Annotated in this window: 12 protein-coding genes; 5 read left to right on the top strand and 7 right to left on the bottom strand. The window is 75.0% G+C overall.

The features are described from left to right. Positions 1-167: 167 nt before the first annotated feature. Positions 168-1,076 (bottom strand): ABC transporter permease, encoded by a 909-nt coding sequence (locus ACK8HX_RS02420; protein ID WP_411939044.1) that lies wholly within the window; start codon positions 1,074-1,076, stop codon positions 168-170. Next, positions 1,073-1,978: an ABC transporter ATP-binding protein gene (locus ACK8HX_RS02415; protein WP_411939043.1), complete on the bottom strand. Its 906-nt coding sequence runs from the start codon at positions 1,976-1,978 to the stop codon at positions 1,073-1,075. Before ACK8HX_RS02415 ends, ACK8HX_RS02420 begins: the two co-directional genes overlap by 4 nt. Before the next feature lie 345 nt (positions 1,979-2,323). On the opposite strand from ACK8HX_RS02415, the gene ACK8HX_RS02410 reads away from it, so the two are divergent. After that, the gene (locus ACK8HX_RS02410; protein ID WP_411939042.1) at positions 2,324-3,022 is read left to right on the top strand and encodes a nuclease-related domain-containing protein; all 699 of its coding nucleotides are present in this window, start codon (positions 2,324-2,326) and stop codon (positions 3,020-3,022) included. A gap of 164 nt (positions 3,023-3,186) precedes the next feature. Here ACK8HX_RS02410 and ACK8HX_RS02405 read toward each other — a convergent pair whose 3' ends face one another. Continuing rightward, positions 3,187-6,162, bottom strand: coding sequence for a vitamin B12-dependent ribonucleotide reductase (locus tag ACK8HX_RS02405; RefSeq protein ID WP_411939041.1), 2,976 nt, complete (start codon positions 6,160-6,162; stop codon positions 3,187-3,189). Between the two features lie 56 nt (positions 6,163-6,218). Next, a complete protein-coding gene (gene nrdR, locus ACK8HX_RS02400) occupies positions 6,219-6,725 on the bottom strand; it encodes a transcriptional regulator NrdR (protein WP_411939040.1) in 507 nt (168 codons plus the stop codon). Positions 6,726-7,164: 439 nt separating this feature from the next. Here nrdR and ACK8HX_RS02395 point away from each other — a divergent pair, with 439 nt between their 5' ends. The 4 genes from ACK8HX_RS02395 to ACK8HX_RS02380 are packed head-to-tail and all read left to right on the top strand — an operon-like array spanning position 7,165 to position 19,186. Next, complete coding sequence (locus tag ACK8HX_RS02395) at positions 7,165-9,984, top strand: DUF6603 domain-containing protein (protein WP_411939039.1); 2,820 nt, start codon at positions 7,165-7,167, stop codon at positions 9,982-9,984. Further along, a complete protein-coding gene (locus tag ACK8HX_RS02390) occupies positions 9,981-13,229 on the top strand; it encodes a hypothetical protein (protein ID WP_411939038.1) in 3,249 nt (1,082 codons plus the stop codon). The genes ACK8HX_RS02395 and ACK8HX_RS02390 overlap by 4 nt, the downstream gene beginning before the upstream one ends. Further along, positions 13,220-17,380: a hypothetical protein gene (locus ACK8HX_RS02385; RefSeq protein ID WP_411939037.1), complete on the top strand. Its 4,161-nt coding sequence runs from the start codon at positions 13,220-13,222 to the stop codon at positions 17,378-17,380. Before ACK8HX_RS02390 ends, ACK8HX_RS02385 begins: the two co-directional genes overlap by 10 nt. Before the next feature lie 9 nt (positions 17,381-17,389). Next, a complete protein-coding gene (locus tag ACK8HX_RS02380) occupies positions 17,390-19,186 on the top strand; it encodes a hypothetical protein (RefSeq protein ID WP_411939036.1) in 1,797 nt (598 codons plus the stop codon). Between the two features lie 36 nt (positions 19,187-19,222). Here the strand turns inward: ACK8HX_RS02380 and ACK8HX_RS02375 are convergent, their stop codons facing one another. The 3 genes from ACK8HX_RS02375 to ACK8HX_RS02365 all read right to left on the bottom strand — a co-directional run bounded on the left by ACK8HX_RS02375 (position 19,223) and on the right by ACK8HX_RS02365 (position 20,219). Next, entirely contained in the window at positions 19,223-19,411 is a 189-nt protein-coding gene (locus ACK8HX_RS02375) for a hypothetical protein (protein WP_411939035.1), read from the bottom strand. 122 nt (positions 19,412-19,533) lie between these two features. Beyond that, a complete protein-coding gene (locus ACK8HX_RS02370; RefSeq protein ID WP_411939034.1) occupies positions 19,534-19,755 on the bottom strand; it encodes a hypothetical protein in 222 nt (73 codons plus the stop codon). Continuing rightward, positions 19,752-20,219 carry a hypothetical protein gene (locus ACK8HX_RS02365; RefSeq protein WP_411939033.1) on the bottom strand — a complete coding sequence of 156 codons (468 nt, stop codon included), beginning with the start codon at positions 20,217-20,219 and terminating at the stop codon, positions 19,752-19,754. Before ACK8HX_RS02365 ends, ACK8HX_RS02370 begins: the two co-directional genes overlap by 4 nt. Positions 20,220-20,316 lie beyond the last annotated feature (97 nt).

Genomic DNA, 20,316 nt, shown 5'->3' with positions numbered 1-20,316 from the left:
TCACATGGGCCCCGGGGAAACCGTAGGGCGTGCCGCTGACCTGCGTGTTCGCTTTCGCTCAGCCGTTCGGCCACCGAGTTCGGGCCGATCGGGCGGGTTTCTCCCTGGACCGTGCGACCCGCGCGTCACCCAGGAGCGCGCCGGACCATCTGGCGGGTTGCCTGCTTCTACCGGACCCACTGGAGGCTGGCGTCGCGGGCCGCCTCCACCTGCGATCCCGTCTGGCGGCGCGACATCCGGCGGAGCACCCGCGGTGTGACCAGCCACCCCACGACGGCCCAGACCCCCAGGACGACGAGGGTCTCGCCAGTGCGCCACGACCCGCCGACCTCGAGCGCCGCGGCCTCGCCGGGCAGGAACGCCGAGCGCATCCCGAGGGCGATCCAGTACATCGGGAAGACGTGCGCGACGACCTGCACCCACGTCCACAGCACCTGGATCGGGTAGAAGATCCCGGAGATGCCGGCCAGGACCATGACCGGCAGCATCCCCCACGTGCCGACCTTCTGCGTGCTCGGCACGAGGCTGCCGATCACCATGCCGATCGGCATGGTCGCGAGCAGCCCCAGCACGAGCACCCAGACCACCGTGAGCCAGCCGGACGCCTCCGCCATGAGGTCGTCGAAGAGGAGGAAGCTCGGCACGAGGATGACGACCATCTGCGGCAGCAGCGACAGCGACTGGAACAGCAGCTGTCCGGTGAAGTAGCCGCGCAGTCCATGGGGAACTGCCTTGTGCCGCAGGAGGGTTCCGTCCTCCTTCTCCATCGCGAGGGCGTACGCCGGGCCGATGACGACGCCGAACGCGATGAGCGCGCCGAGGATGCTCGGCAGGGCCACCGACGGGAGCAGCAGGTCGGTACCCTCGACCTCGCTGTTGCGCCGAAGGAAGAGGTAGCCGACCGTGATCGCGGCCGTGAACAGGTAGAACCCCTGGTCCTGGGTGCTGCGGATGCTCTGGCTGAACTCGGTCCACCCGCGCTGCAGGCCGAGCCCGACCGCGTGCCGTGCCGGGCTGGATGAGGACGTGGCGCGCGTGGGGTCGGGCGCGGACGTCGTGCCACCCGGGGTCGTCATCGGGTCACCTCCGCGAAGAGCCTGGCAGCGGCCTCGCCGTGACCGGCCTCGTGCTGCTGGACGAGGGCGAGGTAGGCGTCCTCGAGGCTGGCGCGCCGCACCTCCAGGTCGTGGACGTCGTCACCGTGCTCGGCGAACAGCCGCCGGACGAATCCCGTTGCATCAGAGACCGACTCGGTGTGCCGCACCCCGTCGGTCGTCCACCGCACCTGCGACTCCCCCTCGAGCCGCTGCGACAGCCCGTCGACCGTGTCGTCGGCGACGATCCGCCCGGCCGCGAGGACGAGGACGCGGTCGGCGAGCTTCTCGGCCTCGTCGAGGTCGTGGGTGGTGAGGAGGATCGTGGTGCCCTCCGTCCGCGCGAGGTTGCGGACGAGCTCGTGGAACTCGCGCCGCGCCTGCGGATCGAACCCGGCGGTGGGCTCGTCGAGGAAGAGCAGCTCGGGTCGCCCGACGATGCCGACGGCGACGTCGAGCCGCCGTCGCTGGCCGCCCGACAGCGTGGCGATCTTGCGGTCGGCGAGCTCGGTGAGGCCGACCGTCTCGAGGAGCAGGTCGATGTCGTGGGGGCGGCGCCGCTCCGGCGTGGAGTACGGCGCGAAGTAGCCGCCGAGCTGGGTGAGCAGCCGCCGAGGGGTCCAGCGCGGGTGGTCGCGCCACGACTGGAGGACGACGCCGGTGCGGGCCCGCCAGTCCTCGTCGGCCCTGGCGGGGTCCTGGCCGAGGACGTCCACGTCGCCGGCCGACCGGATCCGGAACCCCTCGAGGATCTCGATGGTCGTCGTCTTCCCCGCACCGTTCGGACCGAGGAGGCACACGACCTGCCCGCCCGCGATGTCGAAGTCGACGCCGGTGAGCACGTCGGTGTCCCCGTACCGCATCCGCAGGTCGCGGACGCTCACCACCGGCTCCATCCTGTGACCTCCCGGTGCGCCACCCGAAGCCAGCAGCGTAGGGGCGCCGACATCCGACCCGCCAGAGCCACGGAGTCGGTGACCCCGAACGCCCTGGCGTGCCGCGACCGACTGACAGCGGACCGTCGCCCGCCCTACGGTCGGACGCATCCACGACAGAGGGGACGGGGAGCTGTGGAGGCAGACGTCAAGGTCATGAGGCTGCGGTACGCCGGTCGCTGCTCCTGCGGGACCGAGCTGCCGCGGGGTGAGCGTGCGGCCTACGACCGACGCAGCCGGACGGTCAGCTGCCTGCCCTGCCACTCGGGGCGTGCGGCGCCGGCAGACCCGACGGTGGACGACGCACCGGCACCACCGACGCTGGACGTCGGGACCGCCGGCGCGGGGGCACGGCGCGAGTACGAGCGACGCAGGGCGAAGGACGACGCGGCCAGGGCCGAGCGCTCGCGCGTCTGGCGGGCGCTCAACGCGTTCTTCTACCCCGACGGTCGGCAGAGCACCCATGCGTGGCGCGTCGGTGCGGCGGGCGAGGAACGCGTCGCCCAGGCGCTGACCGTGCTCGTCGACGCCGGCGAGGGATACGCGCTCCACGACCGGCGCGTCCCCGGGCGCCGCTCCAACATCGACCACCTCTTCGTCGGGGCGAGCGGGGTCTTCGTCATCGATGCCAAGCGGTACCAGAACGCTGACGTGAAGGTCGAGCGGACCGGAGGCCTATTCGGGCCGACCAAGGAGACGCTCCGCGTCGGCGGCCGACGCAAGAACGACCTCGTGGAGGCCGTCATCCGGCAGTGCGACGTCGTGCGGACCGCCTTGGCGTCAGCGGGCCACGATGACGTCGCGGTCGTTCCCGTCCTCTGCTTCGTCGACGCCTACCTCCCGATGATGAAGCGGAGCCGGCGAGTCGGCACGGTGCACCTGTCCGGCCCGCGGAAGCTCGGCGAGGTCGTCGCGGCCCCCGGCGAGCTGGATGACGCGCGCCGGTTCGCCATCGCAATGGCCTTGTCCACGGCACTCCCCTCGATGACCTGAGGCCGCCGCCCACCCCCCTGCTCGGGGTGGGCGGCGGCCCGAGGTGGGCGGCGGTCAGGCGACGCGCGTCTGAGGGGCGTTCGCGGCGGTGAGTCCCGGATCGGGTTCGTTCACGCGTGAAGTGGCCCGGGAGCGAGCTCCCGGGCCACTTCGTTGCTGGTCGCTCAGCTGCAGCCGGAGGTGCTTCCGCAGCCCTCGCAGACGTAGCAGGAGCCAGCGGGGCGCATCTTCGTGCCGCAGGTCATGCACATCGGGGCGTCGGCGGCCTTGGAGTCGCCGAACATCGCGAGCAGGTCCGCGGACGAGTGGATCTCCGACCCGACCTCACGAGCCGAGGCCGCACCGGCCCCGGACGTGACCGTCGAGGCGTCGATCGCCGTCCCCGGCTCGGCAGCCGGGGCCGAAGGAGCAGCAGCGACGGGCGCCGCGGCCTCATCCGACTTCTTCGACGAGGCGCCGATGCCCTGGCTGAAGGACTCGATCTCCTCCTCGAGGTCCTCGCCGGTCTCCTCGTCGACCACCGGGGCGTACGAGCCGGTCTCGAGCTGGCGGGCCCGCTCCTCGGCCGTGTGGATGCCCATGAATGACCGGGTGTCGAAGTCGAGGTAGTCGAGGGCCAGCCGGCGGAACACGTAGTCCATGAGCGACTGCGCCATCCGGACGTCGGGGTCGTCGGTCATGCCGGCCGGCTCGAAGCGCATGTTCGTGAACTTCTCGACGAACGTCTCGAGCGGCACGCCGTACTGGAGCGCGACCGAGGTGACGATCGAGAAGGCGTCCATGACACCGGCGAGCGTGGAGCCCTGCTTGCCGAACTTGAGGAACACCTCGCCGAGGCGACCGTCGTCGTAGGTGCCGGCGGTGAGGTAGCCCTCGGCGCCACCCACGGCGAACGACGTCGTGTGCGAGACGCGGCGCTTGGGGAGGCGCTCACGGGTCGGCCGGTAGACGACCTTCTCGACGATCTCGGTGGTCGCAGCGGAAACCGCGGCGGACGCCTTGTCGGCGGCCGCGTCCTTCGCGGTCGAGCCACCGTCGGACAGCGGCTGGCCGACCTTGCAGTTGTCGCGGTAGACGGCGAGCGCCTTCAGGCCCAGCTTCCAGCCCTGGATGTAGACGTCCTCGATCTCCTCGACCGTCGCGGTCTCGGGCAGGTTGACCGTCTTGGAGATGGCGCCGGACAGGAACGGCTGGACGGCCGCCATCATCCGCACGTGGCCCATCGCGGAGATGGCGCGCGCACCCATCGCGGTGTCGAAGACCTCGTAGTGCTCGGGCTTCAGGCCCGGGGCGTCGACGACGTGGCCCTTGTCGGCGATGTACTCGACGATCGCCTCGACGGTCTCCTCGGTGTAGCCGAGCTTGCGCAGGGCCCGCGGGATCGTGAGGTTGACGATCTGCATCGAGCCGCCACCGACGAGCTTCTTGAACTTCACGAGCGAGAAGTCGGGCTCGATGCCGGTGGTGTCGCAGTCCATCATGAAGCCGATGGTCCCGGTGGGGGCGAGCACCGACGCCTGGGCGTTGCGGTAGCCGTTCTTCTCGCCGACCTTGACGACGGCGTCCCACGCCTTGGTGGCGACGCGGTGGATGTCCTTGTCCATCGTGTGGATGGTGCGGATCGCGTCGTTGGCGGCGGCGTGCTTGCGCATGACCCGCTTGTGGGCGTCGGCGTTGCGGGCGTAGCCGGCGTACGGGCCGACGACACCGGCGAGCTCGGCGGAGCGCTTGTAGGCGGCACCGGTGAGCAGCGAGGTGATCGTCGCGGCGAGCGCGCGGCCACCCTCGGAGTCGTAGCCGTGACCGGTCGCCATCAGCAGGGCGCCGAGGTTGGCGTAGCCGATGCCGAGCTGGCGGTAGTCGCGGGTGGTGATGCCGATCGACTCGGTCGGGAAGTCCGCGAAGCAGATCGAGATGTCCATCGCGGTGATGACGAGCTCGGCGACCTTCTGGAAGGTGACCGCGTCGAAGGTGTCGTCGTCGCGGAGGAACTTCAGCAGGTTGAGCGAGGCCAGGTTGCACGAGGAGTTGTCGAGCGACATGTACTCCGAGCACGGGTTGGACGCGGTGATGCGGCCGGTCTCGGGGTTGGTGTGCCAGTCGTTGATCGTGCCGTCGTACTGGATGCCCGGGTCGGCGCACTCCCACGCGGCCTTGGCCAGCTTGCCCATGAGCTCGCGGGCGTCGACGGTCTCGATGACCGACCCGTCCTTGCGCGAGGTGAGGCCGAACTCGCGGCCCTCCTCGACGGCGCGCATGAACTCGTCGGTGACGCGCACCGAGTTGTTGGCGTTCTGGTACTGGACCGAGGTGATGTCCTTGCCGCCGAGGTCCATGTCGAAGCCGGCGTCGCGCAGCGCGCGGATCTTGTCCTCCTCGCGCGCCTTGGTCTCGATGAACTCCTCGATGTCGGGGTGGTCGACGTCGAGGACGACCATCTTCGCCGCGCGGCGGGTGGCGCCACCGGACTTGATGGTGCCCGCGGACGCGTCGGCGCCGCGCATGAACGACACCGGGCCGGAGGCCGTGCCACCGGAGGACAGCAGCTCCTTCGAGGAGCGGATGCGCGAGAGGTTCAGGCCCGCGCCCGAGCCGCCCTTGAAGATGAAGCCCTCCTCCTTGTACCAGTTGAGGATCGAGTCCATCGAGTCGTCGACCGAGAGGATGAAGCAGGCCGAGACCTGCTGCGGGCTCTTCGTGCCGACGTTGAACCAGACCGGCGAGTTGAAGCTGAAGACCTGGTGCAGCAGGGCGTACGTCAGCTCGTGCTCGAAGATCTCGGCGTCCTCGTCGGACGCGAAGTACCCGTGGTCCTTGCCGGCCTTGACGTAGGTGAGGACGACGCGGTCGATGAGCTGCTTCAGCCCGGTCTCGCGCTCCGGGGTGCCGACGGCGCCGCGGAAGTACTTCGTCGTGACGATCGTGGAGGCGTTGACGCTCCAGAAGTCGGGGAACTCGACGCCGCGCTGGTCGAAGATCGTCTCGCCCGTCTTCCAGTTCTGCTGGACGACGTCGCGCTTCTCCCAGGTCACCTCGTCGTAGGGGTGGACGCCGGGCGTGGTGTAGATGCGCTCGACGATGACCCCCTTGCCCTTGGGGGCCTTGCGGGCACCTGCACGTGCTCCGGCGGTCTCGGTCATTCCTGTTCCCTCTCTTCTGCCCCCCGGGGGGCCTGGTGACCTGGTCTGGTTCTGTTCTACTGCTGGGGTCCGACAGAGCTGTCGGGGCGCGTCCTCGCCGGCTCCTCGCCCGTCGCGTCGCGTTCGGCGCGCAGGAGGGTGATGGCGCCCTCGAAGTCCTCGAGGGAGTCGAACGCCTGGTACACGCTCGCGAAGCGCAGGTACGCGACCTCGTCGAGCTCGCGCAGCGGCTCGAGGACGGCGAGGCCGACCTCGTGGGCGTCGATCTCGGCGCTGCCCGCGCTGCGGATCGACTCCTCGACCTTCTGGGCGAGGAGGGCGAGGTCGTCCTCGGTGACCGGCCGGCCCTGGCAGGCCTTGCGGACGCCGACGAGGACCTTCGCGCGGCTGAACGGCTCGGTGGCGCCCGAGCGCTTGACGACCGACAGGCTGGCGGTCTCGACCGTCGTGAACCGGCGCCCGCACTCGGGGCACTGGCGGCGGCGACGGATGCTCGAGCCGTCGTCGGTGGCGCGGCTGTCCATGACCCGCGAGTCGGTGTGGCGGCAGAACGGGCAGTGCATCTGCGCTCCTCCTCAGGGGCTGCGAGGACCCGCCCCTGTGGACGGACCCGTGGACACCGGTGTGAACAACGTGTGGAGAACCGTCATTTCGTGTGCACAAGATGTGGACGAACTACAACGGTGTAACCACTAGATCTAGATCATGCGCTGGTTCGGGGCGTGACGCAAGCGACACGCGCCGACATCGACCGAACGGCCGATACGGGGGTGCCCAGCAGGCCCGATGACGCCCGCCCGCCCCGCCGCCTCGCGCGGCCAATGCCCCGACCGGGCTATGGACGAGCGCCCCGGAGGGTCGCGATACTCACCTGCAGCGGCGGCTCGGTCCTCGGCGCGCGGCGAGGTCGGCTCACGGAGGGGGTTCCCTGACAGATGCAGGCCCAGCGGACGAGCGCGCCCAGCCGGCCCACCCCGACCACTCCCCGGACGGCCTCCTGACATGGTCGACGCCTCGGGGGTGCTGCTGCGCGCGGCGACCTCGTACGCCGTCGCCCGCCTGCGCAGCGTCCTCACCCCCGACACGCTCGCCGCCGCCCTCGGGCAGCCCGCTCCCCCGGACCCGACCGCCGTCGCCGCCCAGCTCGCCGCCGCACAGGGACACGTCGACGCCGCGGCCTCGGCCGCCGCCCTCGACCCACCCGACGTGGCGAGCGTCGGCGGCCGGTTGTGGTTCGCGCTGGGCGCGGTCCGCTCGGCCGCCGGGCTGCTCGGCGTCCCCGACCCCTCCCCCCACGTGGTCACCCTCCTCGGCGCGACCGCCCCGGGCGGCATCGTGTCCCGGCTCGGCCTCGGCTCGCCCCGCGTGCGGTGGACCGGTGAGTCGTTCACGGTCGGCTGGTCGACCGGCTCCCCGTCCTCGCTCGTCCCGGGCACGACGCTGCGACGGGCCGACCTCCAGGTCACGATCGCACCGGGCGGCCTCAGCGCCACCGTCGGCCTCGGGGACCTCGGGCTCGACCTCGCCGCCGGGCTCGGCGGGGCGGCCGACGCCGTCCTCAGCGGCATCCTCGGCGCGGCCTCGAAGGTCACCGCCGACGTCTCCCTCACCGCGAGCCGGCGCGGGCTGACCGTCGGCGGGTCCGCCGGCCCGGTGAGCATCCCCGGTCGCGCCGACGCGGGCATCGCCGCGCTGGAGGACCTCCGGCTCGGCGTCCGGCCCGACGGCGACCGCATCGCCGTCGTCCTGTCCGCGCGGCTCACCGGCGAGCTCGGGCCCCTCGCCGCCGTCGTCGACGGCCTCGAGGCCGTCCTGCGCGTCGACCCGCGGGCCCTCGTCGGCGGTGGCGGCGCCGTGGCCCAGCCGGCGGCGGGCGGGGCCGTCCGGGGCATCGGCCTCTCGCTCGACACCGGCGTCGCCAAGGGCGGCGGCTACCTCACGCGCTCGGTCGGGGGGCAGCCCGGCTACGGCGGCGTCCTCCAGCTGCGGCTCGGCCCGGTCGACGTCAAGGCGTTCGGGATCCTGCGCGAGAGGGACGGCGCGACCTCGTTCGTCGCCGTCATGTCCGTCGAGCTCGACCCCGCCGTCGAGCTCGGCCTCGGGTTCACCCTCAACGGCGTCGGGGGCCTGCTGGGGCAGGGCGTCACCGTCGACACGACCGCCCTCGCCGCCGGGCTCAAGGACGGCGCGGTCTCCCGCATCCTCTTCCCGCCCGACCCCGTCGCGGCCGCCCCCCAGGTGCTCGGCACCCTCGCCACGGTCTTCCCGACGCGGGAGGACGGGTTCGTCATCGGGCCCATGGTCGCCCTCGGCTGGGGCCGGCCCACGCTCGCCCGCCTCGACGTCGCCGTCGTGCTGGCGCTGCCGGACCCCGTCGTCGTCATCCTCGGGCGGGCCCGCGCCGCCTTCCCGTCCCCGGAGGCGGCCGTCATCGACCTCAGGGCGAGCCTGCTCGCGCAGTTCGGGGGCGGCATCATCCTCGTGCGGGTCCAGCTCGAGGCGTCGCGCGTCGGGTTCGCCACCGTGCAGGGCGGGTTCGGGCTGCTTGCCCGGTTCGGGGGCAGCCCCACGTTCGTCGTCTCCGCCGGTGGGTTCCACCCGCGCTACACGCGGGTCCCGCCCGAGCTCGCCGGGCTCGACCGCATCTCCGCCGAGCTCGCCCCGCCCATCGGGTTCCAGATGCGGATCTCGGGCTACGTGGCGCTGACGCCCAACACCCTCCAGCTCGGCGGCTCGGTCGAGATCGGGTACTCGATCGCCGTCGCGGCGGTGCGGGGCAGCCTCACGCTCGACGCCCTCGTCGAGTTCGACCCCTTCGGCCTCGAGGTCGACCTCGGCCTGCGGGTCGACGTCGAGGCGCTCGGGCAGTCGGTGGCCGGCGTCGACCTCCGGCTCAACCTCCGCGGGCCCGCGCCGTGGCGGGTACAGGGCACCGGGAAGGTCCGGCTCCCCTGGCCGCTGCCCGACCCGAGCATCTCGGTCGGGCCGATCGAGTTCGGCGAGAGGGCGTCCGCGCCCTCCGAGCCGCCCGTCTCGCCGCTTGACGTCGCCGCGCGCGCCCTGTCCGCGCCCGGGGCCTGGGTGCCCCGGCCCCGCCCGGGCGTGCTGCCGCCGGTCGTCCTCGCGCCGGTCGCTGCGCGCCGACCCGGGGACCCGCCCGGCCCCGACCCGGCCGAGCCGTGGGCGCTGCTCCAGGCGACCCAGCGGGCCGTGCCGCTCTTCATGCGGGTCGACCGGATCGGGGCGCGCCGCGCCTCCCCCGGCCCGTGCACGGTCGTCGTGTCGGCCGACCCGACGGTCGGCGGCGAGGAGGGCGCCCGGTGGTCGCAGGTGCGCGAGGCGTTCGCCACCTCCCAGTACGTCGACCTCTCCGACGACGAGGCGCTCGGCGCCCCCGACTTCGAGGACCGGGCGTCGGGCCTCGCCCTGGATGTCGGCGGCGTGAGCACGACCCCCGCCGGGCGCGAGGCGGTGCTGATGTACGAGGACTTCCACCCCTTCGAGTCGTTCGCCCGCCCGCCGCGGCGGCCGTGGTGGGTGCTGCGCGACGACTCGCTCGTCGTCGCGCTGTCGAACACCGCGACCGCGACCTCCGGCCTACGGGCCCGCGACCGCTACGCCGTGGACCCGCGGCCCCTCGCCGTCCGGTCGCCGTCCGCCGTGCGGGTCGCCGACCTCGACACCGCGGCGACGCTGGTCGCGGACTCCCCCGAGCACTCGGGCCTCGACGGCGGCTTCGCGGCGTGGACCGACGCCGCCGCGACGGCCCGCGCCGCCGGCCTGTCGACGCTGCACCTCACGAGGACAGGGGTCACCGGGTGAGCGTCTTCGAGCACCACGTGGCCGACGTCCTCACCGCCGCGCCGCCCGTCCCGCTCGCCTCGACCCCGCTCGGCACCTACACCCTTCTCCCCCACCACCGGGCCGGCGCCGCGGCCGGGTACCGCACGCCGTTCTCGACCGCCGCTCCCGCCCGCGCCGTCATCGAGGTGCGCGTGCCACTCGCCGACGGGACCGGCGGGACCGACGCCGCGGTCGGGCAGGTGGGCCTGCGCGGACCGGGTGACGTCCTCGGCCTCGACCCGCGACAGGTCGTGCGGCGGTACCCGACGCCCGGCACGCGCGACGCCGAGCCGAGCGACCTCGTCCACTGCGAGCTCGACCAGCCGGACCTGCCGTGGATGTTCACCCCGTGCGCCCCCGACGGCGCCGGGCACCTCGCCCCGTGGCTGCGGCTCGTCGTCGTCGCTGACACCGGCGGGGTGGTGCGGCCACCGTCGCGTCCCGGCCTGCCGTCGTGGGCCGAGGTGCCGGCGGCCGAGCTGCCCCCGCCCGAGGAGGCCTGGGCGTGGGCCCACGCGCAGGTCATCGGCCCGGTCGCCACCGCCGCCGGCCGCCTCGGCCCCGAGAACCCGGCCCTCAACGTCGCGCGCCTCCTCTGCCCCCGCCACCTCGAGCCGAACCGGCGGTGGGTGGCCCTCGTCGTGCCGACGTTCGAGGTGGGACGCCGGGCCGGGCTCGGCGACGACCGGGAACCGAGGGTCACCGACCTGCGGTGGGCCTGGGGCTCGACCCCCGACGCCGTGCCCCTCCCCGTCTACGACCACTGGACGTTCAGCACCGGCGACGACGCCGACTTCGAGGCCCTCGCCCGCCGGATCCGCCCGGTCGCGCCACCGCCGGGCACCGGGCGGCGCCTCGTCGACACGACGAACCCCGGGCTGGGGATCACGGTGACGGCCGAGGACGGGCCGCGGCCGGTCCACGGCGCCCTCGTCCGCCCCGTCCCCGCGGGTGAGCCCGACACCGCCGCAGCCGTCCCCCCGCCCGGCACGGCCGGGACGTGGGACGCCACCTCCACCACCGCCCTCGTCGAGCGGGTCGAGCACCCCGACCGCGTGCGCTTCGACCCCGACGAGACCGACCCGGAGGTCGCGCCGCCCCTCTACGCGGGCACCCACCTCGCGACCGGCACCGTGCCCGCCGACGGCGCCGAGCCCGCGTGGCTGCGCCAGCTGAACCTCGACCCCGCGCACCGGGTCGCCGCGAGCCTCGGCGCGGCGGTGGCGCGGATGGACCAGGAGGACCTCATGGCCTCCGCCTGGGCCCAGCTGCCCTCGGTCCTCGAGGCCAACGCCGCCCTGCGCGCGGCCCAGCTCGCCCGGTTCGCCGGCGACCGGCTGCACGCCCGCCACCTCGCCCGCCTCGACCCGGGCGCCCTCCTCGCGGTGACCGCGCGCAGCCACGCCCGCACCGTGCCGACGCCCGGGACCACCACCCGCGGCGCCGTCGGGGCGAGCGCCACCCCGACCGCGGCCACCTCCACGACGCTGCGCCGCCTCGCCCGTCCCGCCGGCCCGCTGCGCCGGTTCACGGATGACGAGGACGTCCGCGGGTCCGGAGCCCTCCTCGCCGACGGCGACGTCGGGCACGACTGGGTGCACCGGTACCGCGCTCCCGACGGCGCCCGCGGCATCGGCGAGGACGCGTCGGACCTGTTGCGCGAGAACGGGATCGACCCCGTGCGGGTCGGGTCGCTGCTCGGTGAGCGGTCCGCCCTCGACGCCCTGGCCGCGGGCGAGCCGCAGCCGGTGGACCCCTCGCTCGTCGCGCGGCTGGGGCGTGGGCGGCTCCTCGAGCAGCTCCTCGACGCCCTCCCCACCCCGGTCGAGATCGAGACCCCCGAGGCCGACGCCGAGGCGGGGCACGAGGACCTCCTGCGGGTGGGCCACGTCCTCGTGAGCCTGATGGCGCTGCTCCAGACCCATGGCGAGTGGCTCCTCTCCCGGCGGGTGGTCGAGCGCCACCGGCTCGACGGCCACGAGGTGCACGAGGCGCCCGGCCGCCTCCTCGTCCCGGGCGACGTCGTCCGGGACAACGTCGTCGGCCCGCTCTCCGACCTGCTCCGCAACGCGCAGATCGAGGTGCCCCGCGAGCCCGACCCAGCGTCCTCCGGCCTGGCCGCCGCGCTCGTCGAGGCGTTCGCGGCCCAGGCCGACGCCCTCGCCGAGGCCCAGGAGCGGGTCGCCGAGGAGGCCTACATCGGCACCGACGACCTGAGGGAGGCCGCGCGCGAGCGCCTCACCGTGGGGGTGCTGCGCCTCCCCGAGCTGCTCCTGCCGCGCCGCACCCTCGGCCGCCGGCTGCGCGAGCGCGTGCCCGGCCTCGAGCTGCACTTCCCCGGCTGGCTCGACAACGACCGCTTCGACCCGGTGATGGCGGCGCCGCGCTTCACGCACCCGATGTACGAGGCGCTGCACCGCCTCGACCCCGAGTGGCTGCTGCCGGGGGTCGCGGCGATCAGCCCGCACGAGATGATGACCGCGCTCGAGACCAACCCGGTGTTCGTCGAGGCGTTCCTCCTCGGGCTCAACCACGAGTTCGCCCGCGAGCTCGTGTGGCGCGGCTACCCCACCGACGGGCGCGGCACGAGCTTCCGCTCCTTCTGGACCGCCCGCGACGAGCTGACCCAGCCCGTGCACCGGCTCCGCACCGGCGCCCTCGGCACCCACCTGGACCGCACGGCCACCGGCACCCTCGTCATCCTCCTGCGCGGCGAGCTGGTCCGGCGGTACCCGCACCTCCTCGGGCACGCGGTGCGGCAGAAGGGCGACACCGCGCCGATCGCGTACGCGGCCGAGCCGGCGCGCACCCTGTTCCAGATGCGGATCGGGGCCGACCTCCTCCTCACCGGCGTCGACCTCTCCGCGGACACGGCGCTCGCCGACGACGCGCCCGGCGCCGACGGGCGGCTGGCACCCGTCCCGCCCGACGGCGCGTGGTGGTTCACCGTGTCCGAGCACGTCGGTGAGCCGCGGTTCGGCCTCGACGTCGCCGAGGGGGCCCTGCCCGCGTGGACCGGCAAGCGCGACGACCTGCACTGGGGGCACTGGCCGATGACGGGCAGCCACCTCTCCGCCGCGGGGGCGCCCACCGTCACCGGTGAGGCCCCGCCGCGCACCGCGGCCGACGTCGCGTGGCAGCTCTTCCAGCAGCCCGCGCGGGCCGGGTACCGCCTCGGCCGGATGCTGCGACCCTCCTCGGACCAGGAGCCGTCGTGGCCGTGATCGACTGGAGCGCCCTCGACACCGAGGTGCCCGTGCTCTTCCTCCCCGTCCGGATCGAGACGCAGACCGAGGCGGTGCCGGAGGACGCCCCCGAGGACACCCCGGTGCGCCTGCGCGTGCGGGTCATGCCGGACGACCTCGGCATCGACCCGACGTCGGGGCGGCCGCTGCTCCTGCCCGACGCCTTCGTCGTCGTGGCCCGGGTCGGGGGCACCTGGCTGCCCGCCGTCGAGGGCGCGCCCGTCCGGCTCGACCACCTCGGCCTCGGGACCGCCGGCGGCACCACCGAGGACCGGTTCGCCGCCCTCGCCACCTCGATGCGCGGGCTGACCCGCCACGACGACCCGGCGACCGAGTGGCTGTGGTCGTACGAGCGGGCGATCGAGGTCGGGATGGCCGTGACGGTCGAGCTGCCCGCCGGGACCACGGAGGTCGAGATGCTCGCCGTCCTCGGCGCACGGGTGGGCCGCGTCCCGGAGGAGGAGTCGGAGGCCGTCGCCCTCGCCCTCGCGGCACACGAGGACGCGGGCTTCCTCCGGCCCGGTGACGCGACGAACTCGACGGAGGAGGGACGGTCGGCCTGGGCGCGGCCCTCCGCCACCGGCGAGGTCCCGGCCCCCGAGGTGGTCGAGCACGACGCCGCGGCCCGCGTCCTCGCCCGGGCCCTCGGCACCGCCGACGCCGTCCTCGCCGGCCGCCCCGGGGCCGGCCACCGCGGCGAGCGCTGGGCCGGGGCGATGGCGACCGCGCTCTGGCCGGTGACCTGGGGGCACTTCCTCGACCGCGGCCTCGCTCCCGGGGCGGTCGGACCGGACGCCGCCGAGGACGTGCGCCGACACCACGCAGCCGCGGTCCGGGGCCGCGGGCCCCTCCCCCTGCTGCGCGTCGCGCGGCAGCCGTACGGCGTCCTCCCCGTCACGCCGTTGTCCCGGTTCCGCGACGACGACCGCGTCCTCGACCGGCTGGGCGCGCTGCTGCGCTCGTCGGCCCGGCTGTGGGACATCGGGTCCCGGTCGGTGCCCACCGTGGGGCGCGGCGGGGTGCGCGCCCTGCCGGCCGTCCTCGGGCAGTCGCCGGTGTCGTGGGGCCTGCGGCTGCGCCGGCTGCTCGGCACGGGCGGTCCGTTCGCGTCGGTCGTCGCGGCGCAGTCCTACGAGCAGGCCCAGGCGCGCGCCGACCTCACGGCCGTGCTCGAGTCGCTCGCCGGGCTCCCCCGCGGCACCTTCGCCGACCCGGACCTGCTCGGGGTCGACCGCACCCTCGGCCTCCCCCTCGTCGCCGACGACGACCCCGTGGCCCTCGCCGCGCTGGCCGACGGCGGTGTCCCCGGTGACGCGAGCGTCCTCCAGGTGCTGCTCGGGCTGGCGGTGTCGACGACGCGGGCCGACCTCGACGCGCGGCTCGGACGCGAGCGCGGGTCCGTCCTCCTCGCCGAGCTGCGCGACGGCGACCTCGGCCGGTGGGTCGGCGACGAGGCCACGGCCTATGCGGCCGAGGTCATCGAGCGGGTGCTCGGAGGCGAGCCGGACGCGCCGGCCGCCCGCAAGGCCCTCGAGCTCATCGGCGACGCCACGGGTACGTGGAGCAGGTCGCCCTGGGCGTGGCGGTTCCAGGCCCTGCCCCCCGAGCTGCGGCCCCCTGACGTGCGCGGCCCCCTCGACGAGCTGCGCGGCCTGCTGCGGGCCGTCGTCGTCGCGGGCGAGGTCCGCGCGGCCGTGCGGGTGCTCGCCGAGGTCGGCGACCCCGACGAGCGGCGCGGGCTGCTCGCCGAGACCCTCGACTGCGCGTCGCACCGGCACGACGCGTGGGTCACCTCGCTCGCGACGTCCCGGCTCGCGCGGCTACGGGCACAGCGCTCCACCGGGCTGACCGTCGGGGCCTACGGCTGGGTCGAGGACGTCCGGCTGGTCCGGCGCACCCGGCCGGCCGACCCGGCGGAACCGGTGCGCCAGCCGGCGGGACCGGGCGGCGTCGTCCACGCGCCCAGCCTCGCCCACGCGGCCACGGCGGCCGTGCTGCGCGGGGCCCGGCTCGCGCACGCACCGGGTGACGAGGCCGACCGGGCCCTCGAGATGGACCTGTCGAGCACGCGGGTCCGTGAGGCGCGCGAGGTTCTCGGCGGGATGCGTGCCGGCCAGGAGCTCGGCGCCCTCCTCGGCTACCGGTTCGAGCGGTGGCTGGAGGACGCCGACCCCGTCCTCAACCGGTTCGTCGCCGGGCTGCGCGCGCTCGCCCCGACGGTGGCCGCGAAGGAGGTCGACCGCGTCGCCGAGGGGCTCGTCGAGCTCGGGGTCGAGGTCGTCGCGGCCTCACAGGTCGTCGACGGGGTGCGGCTGCTCGAGGTCGCGACGCGTCCCGACGGCTCGGTCGACGCCGCGCCGGTCCTCACGGCGCTCGCCACGGCACCGGCCGCGCTCGCGACCTACGCCGCACCGTGGACCGCGCCGACGCCGGGCGAGAGCGAGCACCTCACCGCGGCCCTGCGGCGCCTGGGGTCGCTGCTCGACGCGGTCGGCGACCTCCTGCTCGCCGAGGGCGTCCACCAGCTCGTCGCGGGCAACCCCGCCCGTGCGGCCGCCGCCATGGACGCGCTCTCCGGCGACGGGCTGCCCCCCGACCCCGAGGTGTCCGCACCGCCCGTCGACCGGTCCGGCCTGACCCACCGGCTCACCGTCCTCCTCCCTGCGGCCGGCACCGTCACCGCGACCGCCGGCTGGGCCGTCACGCCACGCGCACAGGCGAACCCGCGCCTGGAGGCGTGGTGCCGCATCGTCCTCGGACCGGCGTCGAGGGTCGTCGTGACGGCAGACGGCCGCACGCTCGAGTCGCTCCACGTCGCTGCACTCGACGTCGTCGAGGCCGCCGGCGGCGACCGCCTCGGCCTCGAGGCGTTCTGGGCACGGGCCCGCAGGACGACCCGCGGCCTGGCCGCCGCCCCGCTGCTCGACCGCCCGCGCGACCTCGCCCCCCGGCGGAGCACGCTCGGGGAGACGTGGCTGCTCGCCGCGACACTGCGGTCACTCCTCGTCTCCGCGCGTCCCCTCGGACCGGTCGACCTCGTCCACGAGCCGCGCGAGGACGTCCTGCGCGACGAGCCCGCGCTGCCGCCGGCGGGCGACCCGTGGGTCGCGTCGCTGCGCACGCTGGTCGACCGGCTCAGTGGCCTGGCAGCCGCTGCCGTCCCCACCGAGAACCGTCGGCTCGCCCCCGCGCTCGACGCCCTCGCCGCCTTCGGTCTCGGGGACGGGACCGCGACCGACGACCCCACGCTGCTGCGGGCCCAGCTCTCGGCCGTGCTGGAGCAGGCGAAGGCGCGGGCCGCCGACCTCGACGCCCGACTCGTCTCTGCCGCAACGGTGTCCGAGGTCGCGGCGATCGCGAGCGAGCTCACCGGCTCCGAGCTGCCCGTGCCGCTGCCGCTGGCCGCCGCCGGGCCGCCCGAGCCGCTCTCGGTCGCCTGGGACGCCTGGGACGCCGGTGGTGGAAGCCAGCGCCACGCCATCCGCCCCTGGCTGGCCCGCCACGCGCGAGTGCGGACGGCGGTGCGCGACTGGACCGGGGCCGCGATGCTGCGGTCCGCGGCCGAGCGCCCCGCGCGGTTGCGGGCCGTGACCCTCGGCGCCGCCGCGTGGCTCGGCGAGACGCTGCCCGACGGGGCGGCGCCCCAGTCCGCGCACACCTCGCTCGTCGTCGAGGCCGCTCCCGGGGTACACCCCGGCGACGACCTCAGCGGGCTCGTCCTCGACGGCTGGCACGAGACGATGCCGCGGCGCCGGTCGGTCCGTGACGACACGAGCACGGTCGTGGAGGACGGGGCGCCGGACCCGCCGCCCGAGGAGGTCGTCGCGACGGGGCTCGCCGTGCACGCCAACGGCCCCGACGCGCGGGCGCCGCAGACCCTGCTGCTCGGCGTGCCCCCGGACCGCGAGCCGTGGAGCCTCCGAACCGTGCTCGACCTCGTCGTCGAGACCCGCGACCAGGCGCGTCGCCGGATGGTGTCGCTGGAACGGCTCCCGCTGGCCGGGTCGGTGCTGCCGGCGCTGACGGTCGAGCACTGGTCGCTCCAGGGCGAACGGGTGCTGGACCCGCGACTGCTCTCCACGGTCGCCGACGCGTCCACCACCCCGCGTTTCGTGCGGTTCGAGGACTGAGGAGCAGCGGTGGCGGACTTCTTCCGGACGGACCCGTTCCCCCTCCAGGCGACCCTGGGCCCGCCGATGTCGACGCGCCTCGAGCCGCAGTCGGTGAGCGGCGACCCCGCCACGGGCCTGCGGGCCCAGGTGTGGGACCCGCTGTGGCTCGTCGGGCGGCAGTGGCAGCTCGGCGAGCTCGTCGGCGAGGACACCGGGACGCCCCTGACGGTCCGGGTGCGGGCGAGTGCCGAGCCGCTCGTGGCGTGGCGACCGGGTCCGTCGGTCGACGCGGGCAGCTGGCGCGCGCTCCCGGCGGGCACCGCCCTCGACGAGCTCGTCGACGCCGAGGCGGGGGCGCCGGCCCGGTCCCGTGACCTCGCGCTGGCGGGCTGGGCCCTCCTCGACACCCTGGAGGACCTCGGGGAGGCCCGCGCCGCCGACGTCCTCCGCCGCCGGTTCCCGGCCGCGGTCCCCGCCTCGGGTGGGGGTGCCGGTGGGGGCGGTGGTGGGGGCGCCGGTGCGGCGGCGCCGCGCACGGCGACGGTCCCGGACACCTGGTCACCGGTCGCGGCGAGCCTCGCCGGCCGCGGCATCGACCCGCTCGCCGTCCTCGAGGCGCTCGACGGTCCCGGTCCGGTCCCCGGCTGGTGGCGGGCCGCGCTACGGCGGGGGACGGCCTCGCGCGACCGCGCCGACAAGGCTCTCGCACAGTGGATCTCGTGGGTCCGGGCCGAGGTCCTCCCCGACCCGGAGGCGACGAGCTCGTGGCTGGCGCCCCGCCTGGAGCACGAGTTCGCCGTGGCGACGGCGACACGGGTCCTGCGCGCCCCGGCGCACCCGGCGGGTGAGGTGTCCTGGGCCACGTTCGACGTCGAGACCCGGTCCGGCGCGGACACGCCCCCGCCATCCGATGCCCCCGCCCGCGCCCTCGACCGCACCCTCCTCGCGACCCCGCTCGGCTTCCCCGGGATGCCGACGAGCCGGTTCTGGGAGCTGGAGGACGCGCGCGTGGACCTCGGCTCGGTGTGGGCCGACCCGCACGAGCTGGCCCGGCTGCTCGTCGTCGAGTGCGCCGTCGTCCACGGCGGGGACTGGGTCGTGGTCCCGGTCGACGTCCCGGCCGGAAGCGTCGTGAGCGTGGAGTCGGTCGAGTACACCGACACCTTCGGCACGGTGTGGACCGTCGACACCTCGGCCGCGGCGACGCCGCGGTGGCGGATGTTCACGGTGACGCCGGGTGCGTCCTCGTCGGCCCCGCTCGACGGGCTCGTCGTCCCCCCGGCGTCGGCCGGTCGGCTCGTCGGCGCCCCGCTGGAGGACGTCGGGTTCGTCCGCGACGAGTCGGCCAACCTCGTGTGGGCGGTCGAGCACGTCGTTCCGGGTCCGGGTGGCGACCCGGTCGTCCCGCGCAGCTCACCACCCGCCGCGCGCCCCGCCCCGGCCGCCGTCGACGGCGAGGCCGTCCTCGACTACGTCCTCATGACCGAGGTCCCCGAGACGTGGGTCCCCTACCTGCCGCGGCTGGGGTCGGTCGACGGTGACGACGACCGCGCCGTCTCGCTCGTCCGGGGCGTCGTGGCCCGGTACGACGGTGACGAGCGCGTCGACGTCGAGCCCGCGGGCACCCTCCTCACCGGCCCGGCGCACCGCGCCGTCGAGTCCGCGGAGGTCCCCCGCGAGGGCGTGCGGGTGCAGCGGGTCCCGGTCGTCGCGCGCCGCGGCGACGGGTCGTGGGCCACGTGGGTCGCCCGCCGGGTCCTCGTCGGTCGGGGTGAGGCCGAGTCGGGGCTGCGCACCGACCTCGCGGTCCGCCGCCGCGGCTGAGCGCCGCCCGGGCTCCCGGGTCGGGGCGCTCCGGCCTCACTCGCCGGGACAGGCGCCCTGGTGGACGAGGGCCGCGGTCACCATCCAGTGCCAGTCCGTCGCCGAGGAGCCAGCGCGCGCCCCGGCGCCGCACTGGCACTCCCAGTGCCAGCGGCCGAACGCGTCACAGGTGACGGCCGGGTGGTGGCTGCGGCGGGCGGTCCGCCGGCGGATGGTGGTCCTCATGTCGCAGAGGAGGCGGCGGCCGCACGCGGTGATACGCGCCCCAGACGGCCCGGTCACCCGAGAAGCTCAAGCCGCTTGATCAATCGCTCCAGCAGGTTGACGACCCCGGGCACGCGAGGAGTTCAAGGCGCTTGATCAATCGCTCCAGCGAGTTGACGACCTCTGGCAAGCGCGAGTTCAAGGCGCTTGATCAATCGCTCCAGCAGGTTGACGACCTCTGGCCGTGGCGGGGTTTTGAGGCCGCGGCGAGGCAGGTCGGACCGAGCGGCTGGACCCTCGATGCCGTGGACCGCGAGCGCCTCCGGGTCGAGGAGGACGGCGCCGCCCTCGTCGTCGGCGCTCACCCGGTGACGGTGAACGGGGTGTCCGCCGACTTCACCGGGTTGCGGCCCTCGGCGACCAGGCTCAGCTGCTGGGGTGCGAACGCCGAGAAGTCGCCCGGCACCGTCACCGTGACGTTCGAGAACGCGCCGGCCTCGTTGGCCGTGGTCTCGCCGAGCTGGACGGTGTGCAGGCGGATGGTGATGCGGTCACCCGGCCCGAAGCCCTCGCCACTCACGGTGACCGTCGTTCCCTCGGCGCCGCTCGTCGGGTTGGCGAAGACCGACGCCGGCGCCTGCATGACGTCGATGCTCCTCCGGATGTCGGCGCCGCCACCGCCGCTGCCGCCTGCGCCGGGGGTCCAGTCGGGCAGGGCTGGGAACAGTCCGAGCAGTGCCGCGGCAAGCCCCACGAGCGCCGTGACGAGGCCGATCGCGGCGGCCGCCGTTCCGGCAGAGCCGCGTTCCCTGGCGTGGGTTCTGGTCACGGGACACCTCCTCGGGCCGGTCGCGGCGCGCTCGACCGCCGCTCGGGGAGCCGGCCCTCGCGTCGGAAGGAGGCGCGCGTCATCCGCCCTGATACGC

This window comes from Oryzobacter faecalis (assembly GCF_046764005.1).
In the GTDB taxonomy this organism is placed as follows: Bacteria; Actinomycetota; Actinomycetes; order Actinomycetales; family Dermatophilaceae; genus Oryzobacter; species Oryzobacter faecalis.
This window is presented reverse-complemented; position numbering and strand designations above follow the sequence as displayed.

Coding starts and splice junctions, on each gene's coding strand:
- ACK8HX_RS02420 (WP_411939044.1), bottom strand. CDS start 1,076: ATGACGACCCCGGGTGGCACGACGTCCGCGCCCGACCCCACGCGCGCC.
- ACK8HX_RS02405 (WP_411939041.1), bottom strand. CDS start 6,162: ATGACCGAGACCGCCGGAGCACGTGCAGGTGCCCGCAAGGCCCCCAAG.
- nrdR (WP_411939040.1), bottom strand. CDS start 6,725: ATGCACTGCCCGTTCTGCCGCCACACCGACTCGCGGGTCATGGACAGC.
- ACK8HX_RS02395 (WP_411939039.1), top strand. CDS start 7,165: ATGGTCGACGCCTCGGGGGTGCTGCTGCGCGCGGCGACCTCGTACGCC.
- ACK8HX_RS02375 (WP_411939035.1), bottom strand. CDS start 19,411: ATGAGGACCACCATCCGCCGGCGGACCGCCCGCCGCAGCCACCACCCG.